Origin of the sequence: Bacillus daqingensis, from assembly GCF_042654445.1 — a bacterium.
In the GTDB taxonomy this organism is placed as follows: Bacteria; Bacillota; Bacilli; order Bacillales; family Salisediminibacteriaceae; genus Alkalicoccus; species Alkalicoccus luteus.
The window spans coordinates 356394-376519 of record NZ_JBHSGK010000021.1 but is presented as its reverse complement, the minus strand read 5'-3'; the positions used below and the strand labels follow the sequence as shown (position 1 = coordinate 376519).

At 47.6% G+C, this 20126-nt stretch carries 18 protein-coding genes; 13 read left to right on the top strand and 5 right to left on the bottom strand.

The features are described from left to right. Window positions 1–158: 158 nt before the first annotated feature. Window positions 159–749 carry a signal peptidase I gene (gene lepB, locus ACFO4L_RS17405; protein ID WP_377910936.1) on the top strand — a complete coding sequence of 197 codons (591 nt, stop codon included), beginning with the start codon at window positions 159–161 and terminating at the stop codon, window positions 747–749. Window positions 750–919: 170 nt separating this feature from the next. Here lepB and ACFO4L_RS17400 read toward each other — a convergent pair whose 3' ends face one another. Both ACFO4L_RS17400 and ACFO4L_RS17395 read right to left on the bottom strand, forming a co-directional pair. Beyond that, window positions 920–2428 (bottom strand): glycine betaine uptake BCCT transporter, encoded by a 1509-nt coding sequence (locus ACFO4L_RS17400; RefSeq protein ID WP_377910935.1) that lies wholly within the window; start codon window positions 2426–2428, stop codon window positions 920–922. Between the two features lie 452 nt (window positions 2429–2880). Then, window positions 2881–3597 carry a GntR family transcriptional regulator gene (locus ACFO4L_RS17395; RefSeq protein WP_377910934.1) on the bottom strand — a complete coding sequence of 239 codons (717 nt, stop codon included), beginning with the start codon at window positions 3595–3597 and terminating at the stop codon, window positions 2881–2883. 168 nt (window positions 3598–3765) lie between these two features. On the opposite strand from ACFO4L_RS17395, the gene ACFO4L_RS17390 reads away from it, so the two are divergent. From ACFO4L_RS17390 to ACFO4L_RS17380, 3 genes are all read left to right on the top strand, one after another. Beyond that, window positions 3766–5091 (top strand): 6-phospho-alpha-glucosidase, encoded by a 1326-nt coding sequence (locus ACFO4L_RS17390; RefSeq protein ID WP_377910932.1) that lies wholly within the window; start codon window positions 3766–3768, stop codon window positions 5089–5091. 36 nt (window positions 5092–5127) lie between these two features. Continuing rightward, window positions 5128–6672, top strand: a complete 1545-nt coding sequence (locus ACFO4L_RS17385) for a PTS transporter subunit EIIC (RefSeq protein ID WP_377910931.1) — start codon at window positions 5128–5130, stop codon at window positions 6670–6672. 63 nt (window positions 6673–6735) lie between these two features. Further along, entirely contained in the window at window positions 6736–7401 is a 666-nt protein-coding gene (locus tag ACFO4L_RS17380; protein ID WP_377910961.1) for a peptidoglycan recognition protein family protein, read from the top strand. A 109-nt stretch (window positions 7402–7510) separates the two neighbouring features. Here ACFO4L_RS17380 and ACFO4L_RS17375 read toward each other — a convergent pair whose 3' ends face one another. After that, window positions 7511–7762, bottom strand: a complete 252-nt coding sequence (locus ACFO4L_RS17375; protein WP_377910929.1) for a hypothetical protein — start codon at window positions 7760–7762, stop codon at window positions 7511–7513. A gap of 63 nt (window positions 7763–7825) precedes the next feature. Continuing rightward, the gene (locus tag ACFO4L_RS17370) at window positions 7826–8473 is read right to left on the bottom strand and encodes an SDR family oxidoreductase (RefSeq protein ID WP_377910928.1); all 648 of its coding nucleotides are present in this window, start codon (window positions 8471–8473) and stop codon (window positions 7826–7828) included. A gap of 154 nt (window positions 8474–8627) precedes the next feature. Between ACFO4L_RS17370 and ACFO4L_RS17365 the strand changes: the two genes are divergently transcribed. Then, window positions 8628–9500 (top strand): DUF1028 domain-containing protein, encoded by an 873-nt coding sequence (locus tag ACFO4L_RS17365; RefSeq protein WP_377910927.1) that lies wholly within the window; start codon window positions 8628–8630, stop codon window positions 9498–9500. Between the two features lie 36 nt (window positions 9501–9536). After that, window positions 9537–10631: an ethanolamine utilization protein EutH gene (locus ACFO4L_RS17360; RefSeq protein WP_377910926.1), complete on the top strand. Its 1095-nt coding sequence runs from the start codon at window positions 9537–9539 to the stop codon at window positions 10629–10631. A gap of 84 nt (window positions 10632–10715) precedes the next feature. Here the strand turns inward: ACFO4L_RS17360 and ACFO4L_RS17355 are convergent, their stop codons facing one another. Next, window positions 10716–11117: a response regulator gene (locus ACFO4L_RS17355; protein WP_377910925.1), complete on the bottom strand. Its 402-nt coding sequence runs from the start codon at window positions 11115–11117 to the stop codon at window positions 10716–10718. A gap of 513 nt (window positions 11118–11630) precedes the next feature. Here ACFO4L_RS17355 and ACFO4L_RS17350 point away from each other — a divergent pair. From ACFO4L_RS17350 to ACFO4L_RS17320, 7 genes are all read left to right on the top strand, one after another. Further along, on the top strand, window positions 11631–12818 hold the full coding sequence (locus tag ACFO4L_RS17350; protein ID WP_377910924.1) for a BMP family lipoprotein: 1188 nt from the start codon (window positions 11631–11633) through the stop codon (window positions 12816–12818). A 204-nt stretch (window positions 12819–13022) separates the two neighbouring features. After that, entirely contained in the window at window positions 13023–14552 is a 1530-nt protein-coding gene (locus ACFO4L_RS17345) for an ABC transporter ATP-binding protein (RefSeq protein ID WP_377910923.1), read from the top strand. A gap of 8 nt (window positions 14553–14560) precedes the next feature. Next, window positions 14561–15610: an ABC transporter permease gene (locus tag ACFO4L_RS17340; protein WP_377910960.1), complete on the top strand. Its 1050-nt coding sequence runs from the start codon at window positions 14561–14563 to the stop codon at window positions 15608–15610. Further along, complete coding sequence (locus ACFO4L_RS17335; protein ID WP_377910922.1) at window positions 15611–16576, top strand: ABC transporter permease; 966 nt, start codon at window positions 15611–15613, stop codon at window positions 16574–16576. It abuts the gene before it with no gap. 180 nt (window positions 16577–16756) lie between these two features. After that, window positions 16757–18292, top strand: coding sequence for a GNAT family N-acetyltransferase (locus ACFO4L_RS17330; RefSeq protein WP_377910959.1), 1536 nt, complete (start codon window positions 16757–16759; stop codon window positions 18290–18292). Window positions 18293–18409: 117 nt separating this feature from the next. After that, entirely contained in the window at window positions 18410–19390 is a 981-nt protein-coding gene (locus ACFO4L_RS17325; protein WP_377910921.1) for an aldose epimerase family protein, read from the top strand. 38 nt (window positions 19391–19428) lie between these two features. Further along, the gene (locus ACFO4L_RS17320; protein WP_377910920.1) at window positions 19429–19983 is read left to right on the top strand and encodes a glycerol-3-phosphate responsive antiterminator; all 555 of its coding nucleotides are present in this window, start codon (window positions 19429–19431) and stop codon (window positions 19981–19983) included. The last annotated feature ends 143 nt before the right edge of the window (window positions 19984–20126 follow it).

The following is a 20126-nucleotide window of genomic DNA, read 5'->3' as shown; positions in this document are numbered from 1 at the left end:
CTGTATATCGTGCACATATCTGCTGTATTCAGTTTACACTGATTTGCAGAAGATGGAAAGAACTGTTCAAGAGCGACCAAAATAATACCAGTTTAGTTCCGGGCGGAACGGGCAATTAAAAAGTAGAGGTACAGGGCGATACGTGGAGGTAGATGAACATGTTTAAACGAAAAAAACAAATAAACGGCATGTACGAAAAGCCGTTCTGGCTCCGGCTTTCCTGGAGTATTTTACAGGCAGTTTTAATTGTAGCTGTCTTTTCCTTTATCGTACGTGAATTCATGTTTACAAACTATATTGTTTACGGTCAGTCGATGATGCCGACGATCCGGGATGGAGAGCGTATTATTGTGAATAAAATCGGCTATGATTTTATGGAGCCGGAGCGGTTTGATTTAATTATTTTTCATGCAGACGAAGAGTCGGACTATATTAAACGGATTATCGGGTTGCCTGGAGATGATTTATACTATGAAGCCGATACACTCTATGTCAATGGCGAACCGGTTGAGGAAGAGTTTTTGGAAGAGTCGCGCACGGAAAACGGTTCTGATTACTTTACCGACGATTTTCAGCTGGAGGATCTGACAGATGAGCAGACTGTCCCGGATGGGCATGTCTTCGTACTGGGCGACAATCGGCAGAACAGTATCGACAGCCGTCAGATCGGATATGTCCCTATGGAGGAAATCGTAGGAAGGGCTAACATGGCATTCTGGCCGCCGGAGAGTATTCGGTTTATCCGATAGGGTGTAGGAACATCCAGAATCTAAATCGAAACAGACTACCCGAATGGACTGCTGACGTTTTTTTTCAGCAGTCTTTATCATGCACGCAAGGCAAAGGCCTTAAAGAGCATCAATTGCGATTATACGCGCAAAAAAAAGCCCGTCCTATCAACCGGACGGGCTTACGTGTGTTATTGACGTCTTTTCGCGGCTTCTGCATCGAGTGCTTTGCGCTCGATTTGCAATGCTTTAATCAGAGAGAAAGCCATTAAGATCATAATAATCGAGAACGGAAGCGCTGCAATAATCATCGCGTTCTCCAATGCCTGCAGTCCACCTGTGAATAGCAGAATAGATGCAGTAATTGAAAGCATCAGACCCCAGACCAGCTTCACCGATTTAGGCGGTGTGAGGGAACCATTCGTTGTCTGCATACCGAGAATGAACGTTCCGGAGTCTGCAGAAGTAATGAAGAAGGTTGCGATCAGCGTTATTGCGATCACAGACATCACTGCACCGAGTGGATAATTATCAAGAACCCCGAAGAGGGCTTCTTCTGTTGCAAGCTCAGAAATAGCAGCGACTCCATTCGTTTCAAGGAAGATGGCAGATCCGCCAAAAATTGAAAACCATAGAAAGCCGACTACAGAAGGAACAAGCAGAACACCTAAAACGAATTCCCGAAGCGTTCGACCTTTCGATACGCGGGCTATAAAGGATCCAACAAATGGTGCCCAGGATATCCACCATGCCCAGTAGAAGATTGTCCAGCCGTCAATCCAGGCTCTCTCATCTTCATCAAAAGGCGAAATTCGGAAGCTCATGCTCGGCAGCTGCTGAATATACGTGCCGATGGTATTCGTGAACAAATTTAAGTTGAACAATGTTGGTCCGAAAATGAAAAGGAAGAAAAAGAGCGTAAATGCAAGAATCATATTTACGTTTGAGAGAATCTTGATCCCCCGATTCAATCCTGTGTAAGCCGAAATCATAAATAGGACGGTAACGGCGATAATAATTAGAAATTGCGCCGTGAAATTCGTATCGATACCGAGCAAAAAGGCGAGACCGCCGTTAATCTGCACTGCACCAAAACCGAGTGTGCCCGCCACCCCGACGACTGTCGCGGTTACAGCAATAATGTCTACTGTATGGCCTACAGGGCCTCTTGAATATTTCCCCATCACCGGTTCCAGTGTAGCACTGATCAAACCTGGCGCATTTTTTCTGAACTTAAAGTAGGCAAGTGCCATCGCTACCACTGCATAGATACCCCAGGCATGAACACCCCAATGGAAAAAGGAGTAGCGCATAGATTCAAGAATGGCAGAATCCGATCCGGTTTCTGCTGTTGGTGCATCCACCATAAAGTGCGAAATAGGTTCTGCCGCTCCCCAGAACACGAGGCCGATCCCCATGCCTGCACTAAAGAGCATAGCGAACCAGGTTAAGTAATTGTAATCCGGTTTATCATCCGGCTTACCAAGTTTAATTTTTCCGTATGGACTGACGATGATAAAGGCACAAACTAAAACGAATCCCGTAACAGCAAGCAAATAGTACCAGCCGAGGTTGTCGGAGATCAGACCTCGAAGTGCCCCGCTTCGGGCTTCAAATGCTTCGGGAATGGCGACACCGAGTACAACGAATACTAATAGTATAGCTAAAGCAACCCAAAAAACGATTGTGAGCTTTTTCAACTCTCTCACCTCTCCTCTCTAGTCATAATGGTATATACCCTAATCCGTTTAATAAAAACAACGTTCCCTCCTTGAGAGACCGTTCACGCACAATTACCAACTATACAATAAATCACTGCAAATTTGCAAGAAGCGGAAGCTGGATTATGAATGATTTATAGGTGAAAGCGGTGACTTTTCATTAGGACGGTTGAGAGTATGGTTTCAACTTTACTAGGCGGTTTCTGAAATCAGCTGGACCTTCGTGCTGAATGTCCAGCTGATAAAAGAAAGGAAAAACAGCGATACAGGTTTTCGCACATGATTCTGCTTTATGATTTCATGAGTGAAAATGACGCGATTGACTAAAGGCGCATGAAACAGAGTCTTAGCAAATACGAAGCTGATTCGCTCGGATTTTGTTAACCAGTCTTCTTTTTCGTGTCGATAAAGAAAGAGCAGGTACGGTTCGCTTATGACCGTCCTGCCATTATTGTAAATTTGTATTCATCACTTTTAAAGTGAATCTCCGTATATTCAAAAACAGTTTCATCATAAAGACGTGAGAATAAATGTACTTTAATAATCGGAATATGTTCCTTCATTTGCAGCAGTTCACGTATTGACTGGTCGGGAAGGATCGGAATCACTTCCTGGAAGCTCTCCTTAATGCGAAGCTTCTTAACCTGTTCAACGTAAGCATATTTTGAGCCTTTCATCGTTTCATAAGATAGCTCGGGGAAGAGGGACAGCGGCATATAGGTATCCTCCACAACGAGCGGCTTATCATCGACCCAGCGCTGTCTGCGAATGTAGTAAACCTGTTCACCTTCCTCTAAACCGAGAATCTGACGAATGCGGCTGTCAGGCTCGGTAACAGAAAACTGAAGAACTTTGTTCCAGGTTGTTTTATTTAACGCCTCCATTTCCTCCGTAAAACCTTGAAGGGCGTATATATTATGTTCAAATTTATTTTCTGTTACATACGTACCGCTTCCCTGCACTTTATACAGCAGCTCCTCCTGAACGAGCTGCTTAATAGCTTGCCGGATAGTCACTCTGCTGGCGCCGAACCGCTCCGACAGCTTGGCTTCGGTAGGAATAGCATCTCCCTGCTTCCATACACCTTTTGTAATTTCCTCTTTCATGCGAGCAGCAATTTGTTTGTAGAGAGGGGATGTACCTCGCATATAGCAAAAACCTCCGTTTCCAGCTTACTCTGACAAGTTGTCGTTTTACGTGTATATGTCATGTATAGACAATTTTATAGCAAAGGTTGACGTCCCGTCTATATTGTATTATATTTGTATTAAATAAAATAATACAAATGAAATACAAATAAACGGAGGTAGATTTAAATGAAAAAACAACGTCTCGTTGTAGCAGGTGCGGGAAGCACTTACACACTGGGAATGATTATGAGCTTGATTGAGGAAAAGGAGCATTTTCCGCTGCAGTCCATTATCTTTTACGATACAGACGAAGCACGTCAGGAGAAAAATGCCCGCGCTGCGCAAGTGATTTTGCAAGATAAGTATCCTGAGCTGGAATCCTTCAGCTGGACTACAGATAAAAAAGAAGCATTTGAACAGGCAGATTTTGTTTTCGTCCAGATTCGTACAGGCGGCTTAAAGATGAGAGAGTTGGATGAGCAGATTCCGCTTAAGCATGGCGTTGTCGGGCAGGAGACATGCGGACCAGGCGGGATGGCATATGGCCTTCGTTCCATCGGAGACATGATTGATCTCGTTCGGGATATCCGTTCCTATGCACCGGAGGCCTGGGTGCTGAACTATACGAACCCGGCGGCGATTGTGGCAGAAGCACTTCGAAGAGAATTTCCGGATGATAAGAAGCTGCTGAATATCTGCGATATGCCGGCTGCGATTATGGTCAGCTACGCCAAAATTCTTGGAAAAGAAATTTGGGATCTCGTACCGGAGTATTTTGGACTCAATCACTTTGGCTGGTTTACAGACATTTATGATAAAGAAGGCAACCGCCTTACAGACGATATTAAACGTGCAATTACAGAGGACGGTTTCCTGCCGGAAGACTCAGAAATCGTAAATGATCCGTCCTGGATTAAGACATTTAAACAGGTGGAGATTATGCTGAACGATTTTCCAGAGTATCTGCCTAATACGTACTTGCAGTATTACCTGTATCCGTCCGATATGGCGTCAAAGGACGATGTGACGAATACGAGAGCCCGGCAAGTCATAAACGGCAGAGAAAAGCGCGTGCATGAACTGGCGGACCAGCTGATTGCAGATAATACGACAGCGAACGCGGACCTCGAGGTTGATATTCACGGATGTTACATGATCCGGGTCGCTGCTTCTCTCGCCTATAACAACCGTGACACGTTTATTGTGATAACAGAGAATAATGGCATTATTTCCAATATGCCTGCAGATGCCATGGTGGAAGTACCTGCGTTGCTCACGAGCGATGGACCGAAGCCAATGGCGGTTGGAGAAATCCCGCGTTTTTATAAAGGATTAATGGAAGGACAGCTCGCTTTTGAGCAGCTCGTCGTCGACGCCTATTATGAAAAGAGCTACAACAGACTGCTGCAGGCCTTAACACTGAACCGGACAGTTGTTGATACACCGACTGCGCGGAATATTCTGGACGATTTGATCGAAGCGAATCAGGGGTATTGGCCGGAACTTTTATAAGCTCCAGTGCAAGGATTAAAAAAAGGAGGATCCTGAATGTTCAGTTTTGCAGGATTACAAAAATTTGGCAAATCGCTTATGGTGCCGGTGGCCCTGCTTCCGGCAGCAGGCATTCTGCTTGGAATCGGAGCGGCTCTCACGGGCCCGCTTGCTGACACGCTGACCTTCCTGCAGGCAGATGCTGTACAGGCAGCTGGTGCGGGTATGAATACGATCGGGCTTAGTATTTTTGAAAATCTGCCGATCATCTTTGCTCTCGGAGTTGCAATCGGTCTTTCAGGAGGATCAGGGATAGCAGCTCTGGCAGCTTTGCTTGGATATGTCATCATGAATAATACGATTTCACTCGTGCTGGGGATTACGCCGGAGATGGCGGAACAATCTGGTGAATATGGCATGGCAGTAGGGATCCCTACGCTGGAAACCGGGGTGCTCGGCGGGATTGTAGTCGGGCTGACGGCCGTTTGGGTGCACTCAAAATTTAAGCGGTTTCAGCCGCCGGAAGTACTCGGATTTTTTGCGGGGGACAGATCAGTAGGAATTGTTATGGTGTTTGTTTCGATCGGACTTGCATTTATCATGATGGCGATCTGGCCGCCAATTCAATCGGTGATTGATGCAACAGCTAATGTTATTGCTTCCGATGCGACCAATCCATTGTACATTGGGCTGTACGGCTTTTTAGAACGGGTACTTATTCCAACAGGACTTCACCACATCTGGTATGCGCCATTTTTGTGGTCCGGACTTGGAGGAACCCAGGAAGTCGGCGGTCAGCTTGTTTCAGGTGATCAATATATCTTCCTGGCCCAAGTAGCAGAAGGTGTCGATGTAACAGCAGGTCGTTTTATGGCAGGCAAATTCCCTGTTATCATGTTCGGGCTGCTCGGTGCGGCACTGGCGATGTACCGTTGTGCTGACAAGAAAAACCAGCCAGTCGTGAAAGGGATGCTGATCGCAGCAGCTGGTACCGCGTTTCTGACGGGCATCACCGAGCCAATCGAATTTACATTCTTGTTCGTGGCTCCCGTCCTGTTTGTGATTCATGCGCTCCTGGCAGGCGTCAGTTTTGCGGTGGCATACATGCTTGATGTGAATCTCGGCTGGGCTGGAGGATCCGGACTGATTGATTATGTACTAGTCAATATATTGCCTGGCACGAACAACTGGTGGATGAACATCGTAATGGGAATCGTCTTCTTTTTCGTTTACTACTTCCTGTTCTCTTACGTCATTAAAAAATGGGACATTGCGACCCCTGGCCGGGGCGGTTCTGAAGCGAAGCTTTATACGCGTAAAGACTTCAATGAGAAGAAGCAGAGCGGCGAAAAAGAGTATCAGAAAACAGCTGCCTCTATTCTTGAAGCGCTTGGCGGAGAAACGAATATCGATCACGTCGATGCCTGCTTTACGAGACTCCGGGTTACCGTTAAGGAACCGGAGAAAATCGACGAAGCAGAGCTTAAAGCTCTCGGCGCAGCAGGTGTGATGAAGTACAATAAGAATATTCAAGCCGTCTTCGGCGGGAAATCGGATTTATACAAAAATGAAATAAATGATTTGATGGAAGCTGAAGGCTGATCAGAATCCCCTCCTTTTTCTGCAGGAATATGTACATGCAGATGAGGAGGGGATTTTTTGAGAATGACACAACCGAAACTTGCAACGCATTCTGAACGATCGTACAGCAGCGGGCACGCGCCAAAGCGGATAACCATTCATCACAGCGGAACTGCAGGCGGCAGTGCAGCTGCATTTGCCCGCTATCATGTGGAAACATTAGGGTGGCCAGGGATCGGCTATCATTTTGTGATCGAAAGGTCCGGAGAGATTATCCAGTGCCATGATGAAACGATCCGCAGCTATCACGTAGCTGGCCATAATACGGGAAATATCGGAATCTGCCTGACTGGCAACGGGGCGTTCACCGCTCAGCAGAAGGAGCAGTTGAAAAAACTGGTTCGATTCCTCCAGCAGAAGTGGAGTATTGCCGGAACCGATGTTCGCGGACATCGGGAGCTTCCGCGTCAGCATACGCAATGTCCTGGGTTCTCCGTCTCTGAGCTAAGACGGGAGCTGAAGGGAATGGAGATCGTGCGGTATGGTGCAAGAGGAGAAGCAGTCATAAGGCTTCAAGAGAAGCTGATGAGAGCCGGGTATTCACTGCCGGCATTTGGAGCAGATGGCTGGTTTGGAAGAGAAACAGAGGCGGCTGTCAAACAGTTTCAGCAGGACCAGTCTATAGTAACAGACGGGATAGCCGGTCCAATTACGTGGAGAAGGCTGCGGCAGGGGATGGGTGAAACGTAACGTCCTCTGAGAAAGCGAACGGACGTTTATAAGTGCATAACGATGCAGTCAACGAAACAAAAAAAGAGCGGCTCTCCGCAGAGGGCCGCTCTTTTTTTGCTTGTGCAGGTTATTCGTCTTCAGGTTTCGTCTTCTGCCCGCGGGCCAGGTTTACGAAGAAAGCAATTGTCCGGTAAATACCAAACAGAAGTACTGCGGACATTAAAGAGCCTGCCATATATCCTGCCGTGAAGTTACGGCGGAGAAACCACTCTTCATTCATACCGACGAAAATACCGACTGCCACCGAAATAAGCAGCAGCGCAGCAACGATTCCATATTCCAGCTTTTTGTCATTGCTTAACGAGTCAAGGAAAGCCATAAAAACACCCCTCCAGTCATACTGCCTGTCATCAGTATAATCCGGAGGGGCGGGACGTGCAAACTATTTTAAATTTTTTAATGCTTCTCCGACCGGTACATCGCCAGTCATCATTTCAAAAATGACGTTTTCGGTTTCTTTCAGCGTCAAGGAATTAACCGCCGTAGCAGCAACATCTTCTCTCGGGATAGAACCATCGTAGTTATCAAGCTTGCTCACAGCGTGGATTGTACCGCGTGCAGCATCATTCGTGAGAGGCCCCGGACGGATGATGGTATAAACCAGTCCGCTTTCGATCAGATGCTCATCGGCTGCCAGTTTTGCCTTCATGTAATGTTTTATGTTGTCTGGAGCGTTCTCCGCTTCGTCAGCCATAATCGAACTGATCATCACAAAGCGGGTTACATCGGATTTCTTTGCTTCATCTACTGCCTGCTGAGCAGCTTTGCGGTCGATAACGTCTGTTTGTTCTTTGCTGGTGTGACCTCCGGAGCCTGCCGTGAAAATCACAGCATCCATTCCGTTATAAGCGTGGGAAAAATCCTGTTCAAGATCACCGATCGTTACGTGATCAGCGCCAAGCTCTTCCATATCTTTTCGCTGCTCTTCTTTTCGAATCATTGCGTTTACTTCATGCTCCGGGCTCAAACCGAGCATCCGTACCACGTGCCGGCCAATCTGGCCGTTTGCTCCAATAACTAGTACTCGCATGGGTAGTGCCTCCTTTGCGTAATCTTCCGGTTCCTGTAATGGGACCTATCAAAGGTTCTTCCCAGCCAGTGCGGATGCTAAACCTGAGTCACTCTCTGATTGACCAGGAAAGAAAGGAAGCTTATCATGGATGAAAAGAGGAGGGTCCCAATTGATGAGCATACCGAAAGTTGCTACATATTCGATTATCGGATTTGATCCAGAGACAGGCGAAACAGGAATAGCCGTGCAGTCCAAATTTCTTGGTGTTGGCGCCGTGGTCCCCTGGGCTGAGGCTGGAACAGGGGCCGTCGCAACGCAGTCGTTTGCAAACACCGGGTTTGGACCGGACGGCCTGCAGCTCTTGAAGGAAGGGTTTTCAGCAGCGGAAGTTGTGGAAAAGCTGATAGCAGATGATAAAGATGCCGCTTTAAGGCAGTTTGCTATTATGGATCAAAATGGGCGGACAGCGGCATATACCGGGAGCGAATGCTTTGACTGGGCCGGTCACCGTGAAGGGCGCTACTGCACCGCTCAGGGAAACATCCTGAAAAATAAAGAAACCGTTGAACAGATGGTAGCGTCGTTCGAATCTTCGGAGGGACCGATAGCGGAGCGGCTGCTCGCTGCACTGGATGCCGCTCAAGCAGCCGGCGGAGATTCAAGGGGCAAGCAGTCTGCCGCACTGTTTATCGTGCAGCGGGAAGGCGGGTACGGCGGCTATAATGATCGAAAATATGATTTGCGTGTTGATGATCATAAAGAGCCGCTTGCTGAGCTGAGACGTTTGTACGAGCTTCACCAGCTTTACTTTACCAGACCTGATGAAAACGATCTGCTGGAGCTGGATGGAGAAGTATTGGAGGAAGTGCAGGAGCATTTAGTGCGCGAAAACTTGCTTAATCAGAAAGCGGCTGCTTATACAGATGAAGTGAAAGCAGCACTTGAAGCCTATTTTATGCAGGAGAATTTTGAGGAACGCTGGCAGGATGATGATAAAATAGACCCGGCTGTCCTTACCTTTATGAGGAGCAGAAGGGAAAGCTGAGGACCTGGCAGCAACGAAGCAGAAGGAGCAGGACAGATGCTGTTAAACCAATTTGTTATCTGGATACTTGTGCTTGCCGCAGCAGCCGGTGCGGCAGACAAAATCAGAGGAAATAAAAAAGGCTACGGAGAAGCTTTTGACGAGGGGTTCCGCACGATGGGGCCTCTCGCCTTTGTCATGGTAGGAATGATCTCAGTAGCTCCGCTGCTGGCAGAACTTCTTCGCCCCATCCTCATTCCGGTCTTTACATTAATCGGGGCCGATCCTGGTATGTTTCCCGGCATGCTGCTGGCAGTGGATATGGGAGGGTACCCGCTCGCCTTGGAACTCGCGGAAACGAGGGAGGCTGCACTGCTTTCCGGTATTATTTTGGCAACGATGCTCGGACCGGTTTTCGTGTTTACGGTGCCTGTTGCACTTGGGCTGATACATAAAGAAGATCATACGGTGTTCGCAGAAGGAATTATGCTGGGGCTGATTCCTGTTCCTGCCGGTGCTTTTCTTGCTGGTCTTGCAGCAGGAATGCCGGCTATGTTCGTGCTGCAGCAGCTCATCCCTGCTGCGGTACTGGTTATGGGCATGGTTGCTGGACTTTATTGGGCCGGCTCGTCTATAGTCAAGCTCTTCATCACGGGTGGAAGGCTGATCATGGCTTTTATTACAGTCGTCATTTTTATCCTGATCGTACAGGAGCTTACCGGCGTCGTGATTATGCCGGGCCTCACTCCTTTCCGCGAATCGATGGAAATTGTAGGCTTGATCGTGCTTGCACTGGCGGGCGCTTTTCCGCTTGTGCATTTTTTAAAGCGAACGCTTCACGACAAGCTGTCAGCCCGAAAAGGGGGGATCAGCGCCGATGGCTGGATCGGGTTTCTCACACAGCTCGCTCACAGTATACCTGTTTACAAAAAGCTTCATACGCTGGACAGAGAAGCGAAACTGATGAATGTCGCTTTCAGTGTGAGCGGGGCATTTCTGCTGGGGGGGCACCTCGGCTTTACGGCGGCACTGGAGCCGGAAATGACCATCCCGATGCTGATCGGGAAAGCATCAGCGGGAGTGATGGCTGTGCTTTTAACAGCGGCTGTCATTCGCTCCAGGCAGAAATACGCAGGCAGCACGACATCGTAATGCAGCTGCAGCGCCTAACGAAAAGGCCGTCTCAATCATTTGATTGAGACGGCCTTTTTGGTGTTCGGTTCGAAAGAATAATCATTAATGTTGAAGCTGTCTATCCACCGGAAAGCGCCGGTACATGGCACGGCGGTCGGCAACGTTCGCAAGCTGCCGGACCTGCTCGGCAGTAACAGGTTTAGGCAGCACAGCATCAGCACCGAGCTGAAGCGCTTTTCGCAGGTGTCCTCTTGTATGACAGGACGACTTTAACACGATGCACGGACTGCCCGGCATACGCTGCAGCTGCTTCAGCAGAGAGATCCCATCTCCTGACGCCATAATAATATCGAGAATGACCATTTCAGGTTCCAGCTGCTCAACATAAGCCAGAACCTGCTCTGAAGAGTCCGTTTCCACCACTTGCACATCATTTTCCACGAGTACATCCGCAATCAGCTTCCGATCATCACGATCCTGATTGCACAGCAATGCAGTCTGCAAGAAATTCCCCTCCCAATAGATTGTTTCCATAGTGTATCAGTGTAAATGCTTGAAAAAAAGGGGGCTCGGTGAAAGAATCGCATAAATCTGTGAAATAGAAAGACCTTTTCAAACAAAAACAAAAAAGCGGCACACTTGCAAGAGTGGATGCATGTACATAGGTTCATTCTGAACACGGACATAATCGGTAGAGAAGATGTCGAATGAACCAAGATGAGTGAATTAGCAGAATAGTTAATTCTTTTCAAGTAAATATGAAATTTTGTTTAAAATCTATTTATTTGTTGCGTAAAAGGTGGTATATTGAAGGCACTTAAGAAAACGCTGTCAACGCATGTCGTATGTCATGGTAAGAGGTCAGACATCAAACATGTGATTTTTTTCTTAGTTGGAAGCGTTTTTAAGATTATATTTTGAGACATAATGTGGCATAATGGTTTCAGAGTTTTTATCTTTCTCTATTTTTAAGGGATAAAAACTGAAATAATACATTATTCTAGGGGGATGCTCGACATGAAAAAGAGTACAACGATGCTGCTTTCATCTGTGCTGACTGCAGGAGTTCTGCTAGCGGCTTGCGGAGACGGGGACAACAATGAAAACACCACTCCGGTAAATGATGGAAACGAAAATGCTGGCAATGCTGCTGAGGAAAATGACGCTGACGAAAACGCTGGCAATGAAGGCGAGGAAGACGGCGGAAACGAAGCTGCAGGCGAAGGCGGCGAAGGCTTCTCTTCCAAAATGGTTACAGATGTCGGCGGGGTTGATGATCGTTCATTCAACGAATCTGCCTGGGCAGGTCTGACTGAATTTGGCGAAGACTTTCCGGAAGCTGATGTAGATTATATCCAGTCTGGAGATGCGGCGGACTACCTGCCAAACTTGCAGCAGCTGGCACGTGAAGGGACAGATCTTTCGTTTGCAATCGGATTCCTGATGGCTGACGACGTTCGTACGGTGGCCGAGCAAAACCCGGATCAGAATTTTGCAATCGTTGATGAAGTGGTTACAGATGATGATGGCAATCCGCTTGATAACCTTGCTAGTATCACGTTTGCAGAGCACGAAGGCTCTTTCCTAGTAGGTGTTATTGCAGCGATGCATACAGAAACAGATGAAGTTGGATTTATCGGCGGCGTAGAAAGCCCGCTCATCAAAAAATTCGAAAATGGATTTAAAGCTGGCGTAAGCTACGTTGACTCTGATATTGAAATTGCCGTACAGTACGCTCAAGACTTTAACGATGCTTCAACAGGCCAAAACATTGCCGACACAATGTATTCCAATGGTGCTGACATTATCTATCACGCTGCCGGCGGAACAGGAAACGGCCTATTCACAGAAGCAATTGACCGTAACCAGAGCGGCGAAACTGTCTGGGCTATCGGGGTTGACCAGGATCAGGCGCTGACAGAAGGCGGATGGGACGAAGGAAACGTCATTCTTTCTTCTATGGTTAAGCGTGTAGACCAGGCAGTATATACAGTCTCTGAAGATACGATGAACGGCAACTTCCCAGGCGGAGAAACGCTTGAATTCGGTCTTGAGGATGATGGTGTAGGTATTGCTGAAACTCAGGACAACGTTTCTGATGATGCAATCGAAGCTGTTGAAGAATACGAGCAGATGATCACAGACGGAGAAATTGAAGTTCCACAGACAGATGAAGAGTATGAGGAGTTCATGGACTCTCTCTAAATACTGACCCGGCACATCCGGTTTGAATGTCAATTTCACCCGGCAAACAGAGGCTAGTCTTGTACTAGCCTTTGTTTATACCCATTTGCCGGTTTAAATGACAAGTTTCGACAGGATTAGACAAGTAACACCGGGACTTCTGCTGAAGCGGTTCATGCTTCCAGCTGTCATCTTTTAACTGCACTACACAGGGAGTTGTTAATAGTGGAATACGTAATCGAAATGAATAATATCCGCAAAGAGTTTCCGGGCATCGTAGCGAATGACAATATCACGCTGCAGGTCAAACAAGGCGAAATTCATGCCCTTCTTGGAGAAAATGGTGCCGGGAAATCAACGCTTATGAACGTCTTGTTCGGCTTGTATCAGCCCGAACGAGGAGAAATTAAGGTTCGTGGTGAGAAGGTGAACATCACGGATCCGAACGTAGCCAACGACCTCGGGATCGGCATGGTGCATCAGCACTTTATGCTCGTGCAGAATTTTTCCGTCACAGAAAACATTATTTTGGGCAGTGAACCGACCTCCCGCGGTACGATTAACTTAAAAAAAGCGGAAAAAGACGTGCAGGAAATTTCTGACCGTTACGGCCTGCGCGTAGATCCCCGTGCAAAAATTGAGGATATTTCAGTTGGCATGCAGCAGCGTGCGGAGATCTTAAAAACACTTTACCGGGGCGCTGAGATTCTCATCTTTGATGAGCCGACAGCTGCACTTACCCCGCAGGAAATTAAAGAACTGATTCAAATTATGAACAACCTGATCAAAGAAGGAAAATCGATTATCCTCATCACTCATAAACTGAAGGAGATTTTGCAGGTATGTGACCGCTGTACGGTTATTCGCCGCGGAGTAGGCGTCGGCACCGTAGAGGTGGAGGGAGCAACAGAGAGCAGTCTGGCAGAGATGATGGTCGGAAGAGAAGTCAGCTTCCAGGTGGAAAAAGGACCGGCTGAGCCGAAAGAACTTGTACTGGACGTGAAAGATCTCGTTGTTGAAGATTCACGAGGTGTTGATGTCGTCAATAAGCTGAACCTGCAAGTACGTGAAGGGGAAATTATTGGTCTTGCTGGGGTTGACGGGAACGGTCAGACCGAACTTGTGGAAGCAATCACCGGACTTCGCAAGGCAAAGAGCGGAACTATTTCCATTTCCGGAACGGATACAACGTCTTTGAAACCTCGTAAGGTGACCGAAACGGGAATCGGACATATTCCGCAGGACCGTCATAAGCACGGGCTTGTACTTGATTTTACAATCGGGGAAAACGTACTGCTGCAAACATATTATCAGAAGCCGTTTACAAACACAGGCGTACTGAACTACAACCTGATGTATGAAAAAGCAAAATCGCTGATTGAGGAATACGACGTTCGTACGCCGTCGGAAAAAACGCAGGCACGTGCGCTGTCAGGCGGGAATCAGCAGAAAGCAATTATCGCAAGGGAAGTAGACCGTTCCCCGAATCTTCTCGTTGCAGCACAGCCTACACGAGGTTTGGATGTTGGAGCCATTGAGTTCATCCACCGGAAGCTGATCGAAGAACGGGATAAAGGACGGGCAGTTCTGCTTGTCTCCCTGGAACTGGAAGAAGTCATGAACGTCAGTGATAAAATTGCCGTTATTTATGAAGGGGAAATTGTCGCAATAGTGAACTCCGATGAAACGACGGAACAAGAACTAGGTCTGCTGATGGCAGGCGGTTCGAAGGAAGCAGGTGAGCCAGCCACATGAAAAACTTTATGCAGGGAAGAGGATTCAACATTCTGATCCCGCTCATTGCCATCTTCTTTGGTTTTGCGGCGGGGGCAGTCATTATGCTCTTCAGTGGGAATAACCCGATTGAAGGTTACAGTGCACTGATTGCCGGAATTGTTGGAGAGCCTTATGACTTTGGGGAAACCCTTCAGCGAATGACGCCGCTTATTTTTTCCGGGCTGGCTGTTGCCTTCGCTTTTCGCACAGGATTACTTAATATCGGGGTAGAAGGACAGCTGATTGTAGGCTGGTTTACCTCCGTCTACGTCGGTCTTGCAATTGAAGCGCCGATGATTATCCACCTTCCGCTCGCTATCGCAGCAGGTGCAGTAGCAGGAGCTCTTTGGGGATTTGTTCCGGGTTATTTAAAAGCCCGCTTTCAGGTCCACGAGGTAATTGTCACGATTATGATGAACTATATTGCGATGCATGTGACGAATTCATTGATACGTACGTACTTGCTGGACAGCGGTCAGCGGACCGGGTTTATTAACAGTACCGCTTCACTTGAATCAGGATTTCTTTCCGAACTGACTCAGTTTTCCAGGCTGCATTGGGGCTTCTTTATTGCCGCAGCAGCATGTGTACTTATGTGGTTTATTTTATGGAAAACGAAAAAAGGCTTCGAGCTGCGTTCTGTCGGCTATAACAAAAATGCCTCGCTTTATGCAGGAATGAACGTAAACGCGAATATTATTCTCTCCATGTCTGTGTCCGGTGCGTTTGCCGGAGCAGGCGGTGCCATGGTAGGACTTGGAACGTATCAGTACGCCAACATTCTGCCGGCATTTACGAATATCGGTTTTGATGGGATTGCCGTCGCCCTTCTCGGAGCAAGTACGTCTGTCGGGATCTTCCTCGCTGCATTCCTGTTTGGCGGTCTGCAGCAGGGAGCGAATATGATGCAGTCGCGGGCAGGCGTTGCACCTGAGCTGGTTGAAATTATTATCGCCCTGATCATTTTCTTCGTAGCATCCAGCTATATCATCCGCTGGGGACTCGGGCGCCTCGCTAGCCGGAAGGGGGATAAGTAAATGGATGTGATACTGCAAATACTATACATTATTGTGCCTGCATCGCTGATTGCAGCTACTCCCCTGATGCTGACAGCTATGGGCGGCTTGTTCAGTGAGCGTTCCGGGGTCGTCAATATCGGCCTGGAAGGTCTGATGGTCATGGGGGCCTTCGGCGGGATTATGGGAACACTCATCTTTGAAGGCATGGGCTTTGGGAACCTTTCTCCCTGGATGGGGATTGGCTTTGCGATCGTCATTGGTGCGATCTTCTCTCTATTTCATGCAGTAGCCTCGATTTCGTTTCGGGCGGATCAGATCGTTTCCGGTGTTGCACTGAACTTTCTGGCACTTGGTCTAACTGTTTTTATCGTGCGAGAAGTATTCGACCGCGGTCAAACCGATACGATCAGTGCGCGAATTTTTCGAACGAACATCCCTATTTTGAGTGATATTCCAATTCTCGGACCAATGCTTTTCTCACGCGTTTATTTAACAACGTACATTGCACTATTGATTGTCGTTTTAGTGTGGTACGTCGTATTCAAAACACCGTTTGGTCTCCGGCTGCGCGCAGTTGGTGAACATCCGATGGCAGCTGATACGATGGGAATTAAAGTGCTGCGTATGCGCTATATCGGCGTTATGCTCAGTGGTGCATTCGCCGGTGCAGGCGGTGCTGTCTATGCGGTTACGATCGCAGGGAACTTTGCGGCAGGTACGATTGTCGGTCAGGGCTTTATGGCACTTGCAGCCCTTATATTTGGAAAATGGACCCCATTTGGTGCCATGGGGGCAGCCATTTTCTTTGGATTTGCGATGGCGCTTAGTACATCAGCACAACAGCTGCCGGGATTCCAAAACATTCCGCAGGTTTACTTCCTGATCCTGCCGTACGTACTGACGATTTTTGCTCTCGCTGGATTTGTCGGCAAAGCAGAGCCGCCGAAAGCATTGAATCAGCCATATACAAAAGGAAGCCGTTAAGTATTGCTTACGCCGTCTCTGTCTGACAGAGGCGGCGTTTTGCAGCTGCTTGAGAGGAGCTGCATGACGTCATGCGGCAGTGGAAAAGATTTCTGAGCGGCTTCATCTGTGCTAAGATAGGGTAGGTGCGCATTAGCGTACATGCATGTGAAAGAGGTGAATGCGTTGTCAACATTGGACATGTCCAAATTTGAAAAGAAAATTATTATTCGTACGATCCGGTACGAAGATATAGATGAAATTGTGGAGCTCGGCAAGCTCTGTTTCCCGAATATGGATCCGTGGAAACGCCAGCAGCTGATCAGCCATTTGGAAATATTCCCTGAAGGTCAGTTTTGCGTAGAGCTTGATGGAGAAATTATTGGCTCTTGCTCAAGTCTGATCATTAATTTTGATGAATATGATGATCAGCACACGTGGGATGAAATCACCGATGAGGGGTACATTACGAACCATGATTCTGAAGGCTATAACCTTTACGGCATTGAAGTAGCGGTTCACCCCGACTACCGCCGGATGAAAATTGGGCGACGCCTCTATGAAGCCAGAAAAGAGCTGGCCAGAGAAATGAACCTGAAGTCGATTATTATCGGCGGACGCATTCCGAACTATAGACGCTACTCGGAAGAAATGTCCCCGCGCCAGTATGTGGAAGAGGTAATGAACCACAACGTGTTTGATCCTGTTTTGACATTTCAAGTGATGAACGGGTTTACGTTAAAGCGGGTGAACCGTAATTATTTGGAGGATGACGCTGCATCCATGAAATATGCGACACTGATGGAATGGAACAATGTTGACTATCGTCCTACGACGAAACGTCACTTCAAAACAGCTTTCCCAGTGCGAATCTGTGCGATTCAATACATGATGAAGAAAATTGATTCATTTGATGAATTTGCTCAGCAATGCGAATATTATGCAGATGTCGGCGCGAGCTACCAGTCCGATTTCGTTGTGTTTCCTGAAATATTTACGACACAGCTGCTATCCTTTATCGAAGAGAAGAGTCCAAGCCGTGCCATTCGGAGGCTGACTGACTTTACAGAGGATTACATTAATCTGTTTACAGATCTGGCTATTAAGTACAATGTCAATATTATCGGTGGTTCCCACTTCGTCGAAGAAGAAGGCGGCATATATAATATCGCCTACCTGTTCCGGCGCGATGGAACGATTGAAAAGCAGTATAAAATTCACATTACCCCAAATGAACGACGTTTCTGGGGAATTCAGGGCGGAGACAGTGTAGAAGTATTTGACACAGACTGCGGCAAAATTGCGATTCAGATCTGTTACGATATTGAATTTCCGGAGCTCGGAAGAATTGCCACGGAAAAAGGAGCCAATATCATTTTTACACCGTTTTGTACCGACGACAGGCAGGGATATCTAAGGGTCCGCTACTGTTCACAGGCGCGAGCTGTTGAAAACCAGGTTTACACGATGATTACTGGGACAGTTGGAAACCTGACACATGTGGAGAACATGGATATTCAATATGCACAATCCGGAATCTTTACGCCGTCTGACTTTGCATTTCCTCGCGATGGAATAGTCGGGGAATGTCATCCGAACATTGAAACGGTCGTTGTCGGTGACGTTGATCTAGAGCTGTTAAGACGGTCCAGAAAATCCGGCAACGTGACTCAATGGAAGGATCGGCGCCACGATTTATACCGGGTAGAGCAGCATTTAAAGAATGAGACGACCTGACAGATAATGAATAATCGCTTTCCTACCCAGCAGTTTTTCCAGTAAAGACGGGGCTTCTGATGTTACCGTCAGAAGCCTTCTTCGTCTGTCCAGAAGAAATAAAAGGAGATGAACGACATGAAACAGGCAGTTGCAACCATTGAAGGAAAAGACGTGTTTGCCTATACCATTGGACATCCAGACGGACTTCAAGTGACGGCATTAAACTACGGAGGCGTTATTACAGGCATTTACGCAGATGGAAGCCGCAACCTGGTATTGAGCTACCAGGATCCATTTACATACAGCACAAACCCGGATTACATCGGGGCGCTGATTGGAAGGACCGCAGGCCGAATTCCGGGGGCATCCGTTTCAACAGGAGGCGCCGCCGCCGAACTGGATAAAAACGACGGCAATAATAATCTTCATGGCGGTTTCAACGGTTTTTCCTCTCATTTTTTCGAGGTGGAAGAAGGAGAGAATGAGCTTATTTTCACGACTGCGAGCCCGGATGGAGAGGGCGGCTTTCCGGGGAACCTGAAAGTAAAGGTGAGCTATCGCGTTGAAGCAGATGCCCTTCACATTTCGTATGAAGCATCTTCGGACAAAGCTACTCCAGTAAACATGACGCATCATTCCTATTTCAATTTCGGCAGCGCAGATATCCGCGATCATCGACTGACCCTTCCTGCGGGCACCTATTGGAGCATCGATGCAGAGAGCCTTCCCGTTAAAAAAATGACAGCTGAAGGACCGTTTGACTTCCAACAAGGTCAGCGAATTGGCGATGCGCTCGATATGGAACATGAACAGCTTTCTGCTGCAGGCGGCATTGACCACCCATTTGAACTGGACCAAACAGGACCTATTTTGCTGGAAGATCCCGCATCAGGCATGCAGATGACGGTTGAAACATCAGCGCCGGCGGTCGTCATTTATACAGGCAACAAACTGACCGGGAAACCAGGGGAAGAACGCCGCTTTATGAAGCATGGAGCGGTCTGTATCGAAACCCAGCATGTCCCGGGGAAAGCAGAAGACCTCCTTGTGCAGCCAGGAGAGGTTTTTCACGAAAAAACAGTCTTCCGTTTTAAAAAAGGTGGCACTGCAGACTGAAAAGAGATAAAATGAGCGGAACAGAAGGGGGTAATTGGATGTTTAATGGTGCACAGGTGCTTCCGGCTATACGGGATTTGAAGGATGTGGACCGGGCCCTCGACGCTGACAGTGACTATATTGTCCTGCTTAACACGCATATCGGCCAGCTTAAGAGCCTGGTACGTATGATTAAAAAAGAAGGAAAAAAGGTGCTGCTTCACGCCGATCTCGTTCAGGGACTGAAAAATGATGAATTTGCAGCTCAGTTTTTGTCACAGGACATCCGTCCGGACGGTTTAATTTCGACCCGCAAAAACGTGCTGATTACTGCTAAAAAAGCTGGATTGATAACAATTCAGCGACTGTTTCTCCTTGATTCCCTGGCGCTTGAGTCCAGCTATCAAATGATGAGAACGATTCAGCCGGACTGCGTGGAAATTCTGCCCGGACTGATTCCGCAATTTATTGAAGAGGTTCACAGAGAAACTGGAGTTCCAATTATTGCAGGAGGCCTTATCCGCAGCCGCAGCGAGGTGGAAGCGGCCTTGGCAGCAGGAGCAGTAGCCGTCACAACTTCAAATCGCAAGCTGTGGAAAATCACAGAAAATTAAAAATACGTTGACAACGCTTTCATAGCATGGTTTAATGAAAGCAAGTTAATAGTTTATTCATGGAGACTTAGGAGACCAATGAATATTTGCTCAGTAATGTATGCACACTGAGTCAAATTTTTGTTGGTCTCTTTTTTGTTTCC

Bases quoted from the DNA above. Each gene is read 5' to 3' on its own strand.
- lepB (WP_377910936.1), top strand. From the start codon at position 159: ATGTTTAAACGAAAAAAACAAATAAACGGCATGTACGAAAAGCCGTTC.
- ACFO4L_RS17395 (WP_377910934.1), bottom strand. From the start codon at position 3,597: ATGCGAGGTACATCCCCTCTCTACAAACAAATTGCTGCTCGCATGAAA.
- ACFO4L_RS17390 (WP_377910932.1), top strand. From the start codon at position 3,766: ATGAAAAAACAACGTCTCGTTGTAGCAGGTGCGGGAAGCACTTACACA.
- ACFO4L_RS17385 (WP_377910931.1), top strand. From the start codon at position 5,128: ATGTTCAGTTTTGCAGGATTACAAAAATTTGGCAAATCGCTTATGGTG.
- ACFO4L_RS17380 (WP_377910961.1), top strand. From the start codon at position 6,736: ATGACACAACCGAAACTTGCAACGCATTCTGAACGATCGTACAGCAGC.
- ACFO4L_RS17375 (WP_377910929.1), bottom strand. From the start codon at position 7,762: ATGGCTTTCCTTGACTCGTTAAGCAATGACAAAAAGCTGGAATATGGA.
- ACFO4L_RS17370 (WP_377910928.1), bottom strand. From the start codon at position 8,473: ATGCGAGTACTAGTTATTGGAGCAAACGGCCAGATTGGCCGGCACGTG.
- ACFO4L_RS17365 (WP_377910927.1), top strand. From the start codon at position 8,628: ATGAGCATACCGAAAGTTGCTACATATTCGATTATCGGATTTGATCCA.
- ACFO4L_RS17360 (WP_377910926.1), top strand. From the start codon at position 9,537: ATGCTGTTAAACCAATTTGTTATCTGGATACTTGTGCTTGCCGCAGCA.
- ACFO4L_RS17350 (WP_377910924.1), top strand. From the start codon at position 11,631: ATGAAAAAGAGTACAACGATGCTGCTTTCATCTGTGCTGACTGCAGGA.
- ACFO4L_RS17340 (WP_377910960.1), top strand. From the start codon at position 14,561: ATGCAGGGAAGAGGATTCAACATTCTGATCCCGCTCATTGCCATCTTC.
- ACFO4L_RS17335 (WP_377910922.1), top strand. From the start codon at position 15,611: ATGGATGTGATACTGCAAATACTATACATTATTGTGCCTGCATCGCTG.
- ACFO4L_RS17330 (WP_377910959.1), top strand. From the start codon at position 16,757: ATGTCCAAATTTGAAAAGAAAATTATTATTCGTACGATCCGGTACGAA.
- ACFO4L_RS17325 (WP_377910921.1), top strand. From the start codon at position 18,410: ATGAAACAGGCAGTTGCAACCATTGAAGGAAAAGACGTGTTTGCCTAT.
- ACFO4L_RS17320 (WP_377910920.1), top strand. From the start codon at position 19,429: ATGTTTAATGGTGCACAGGTGCTTCCGGCTATACGGGATTTGAAGGAT.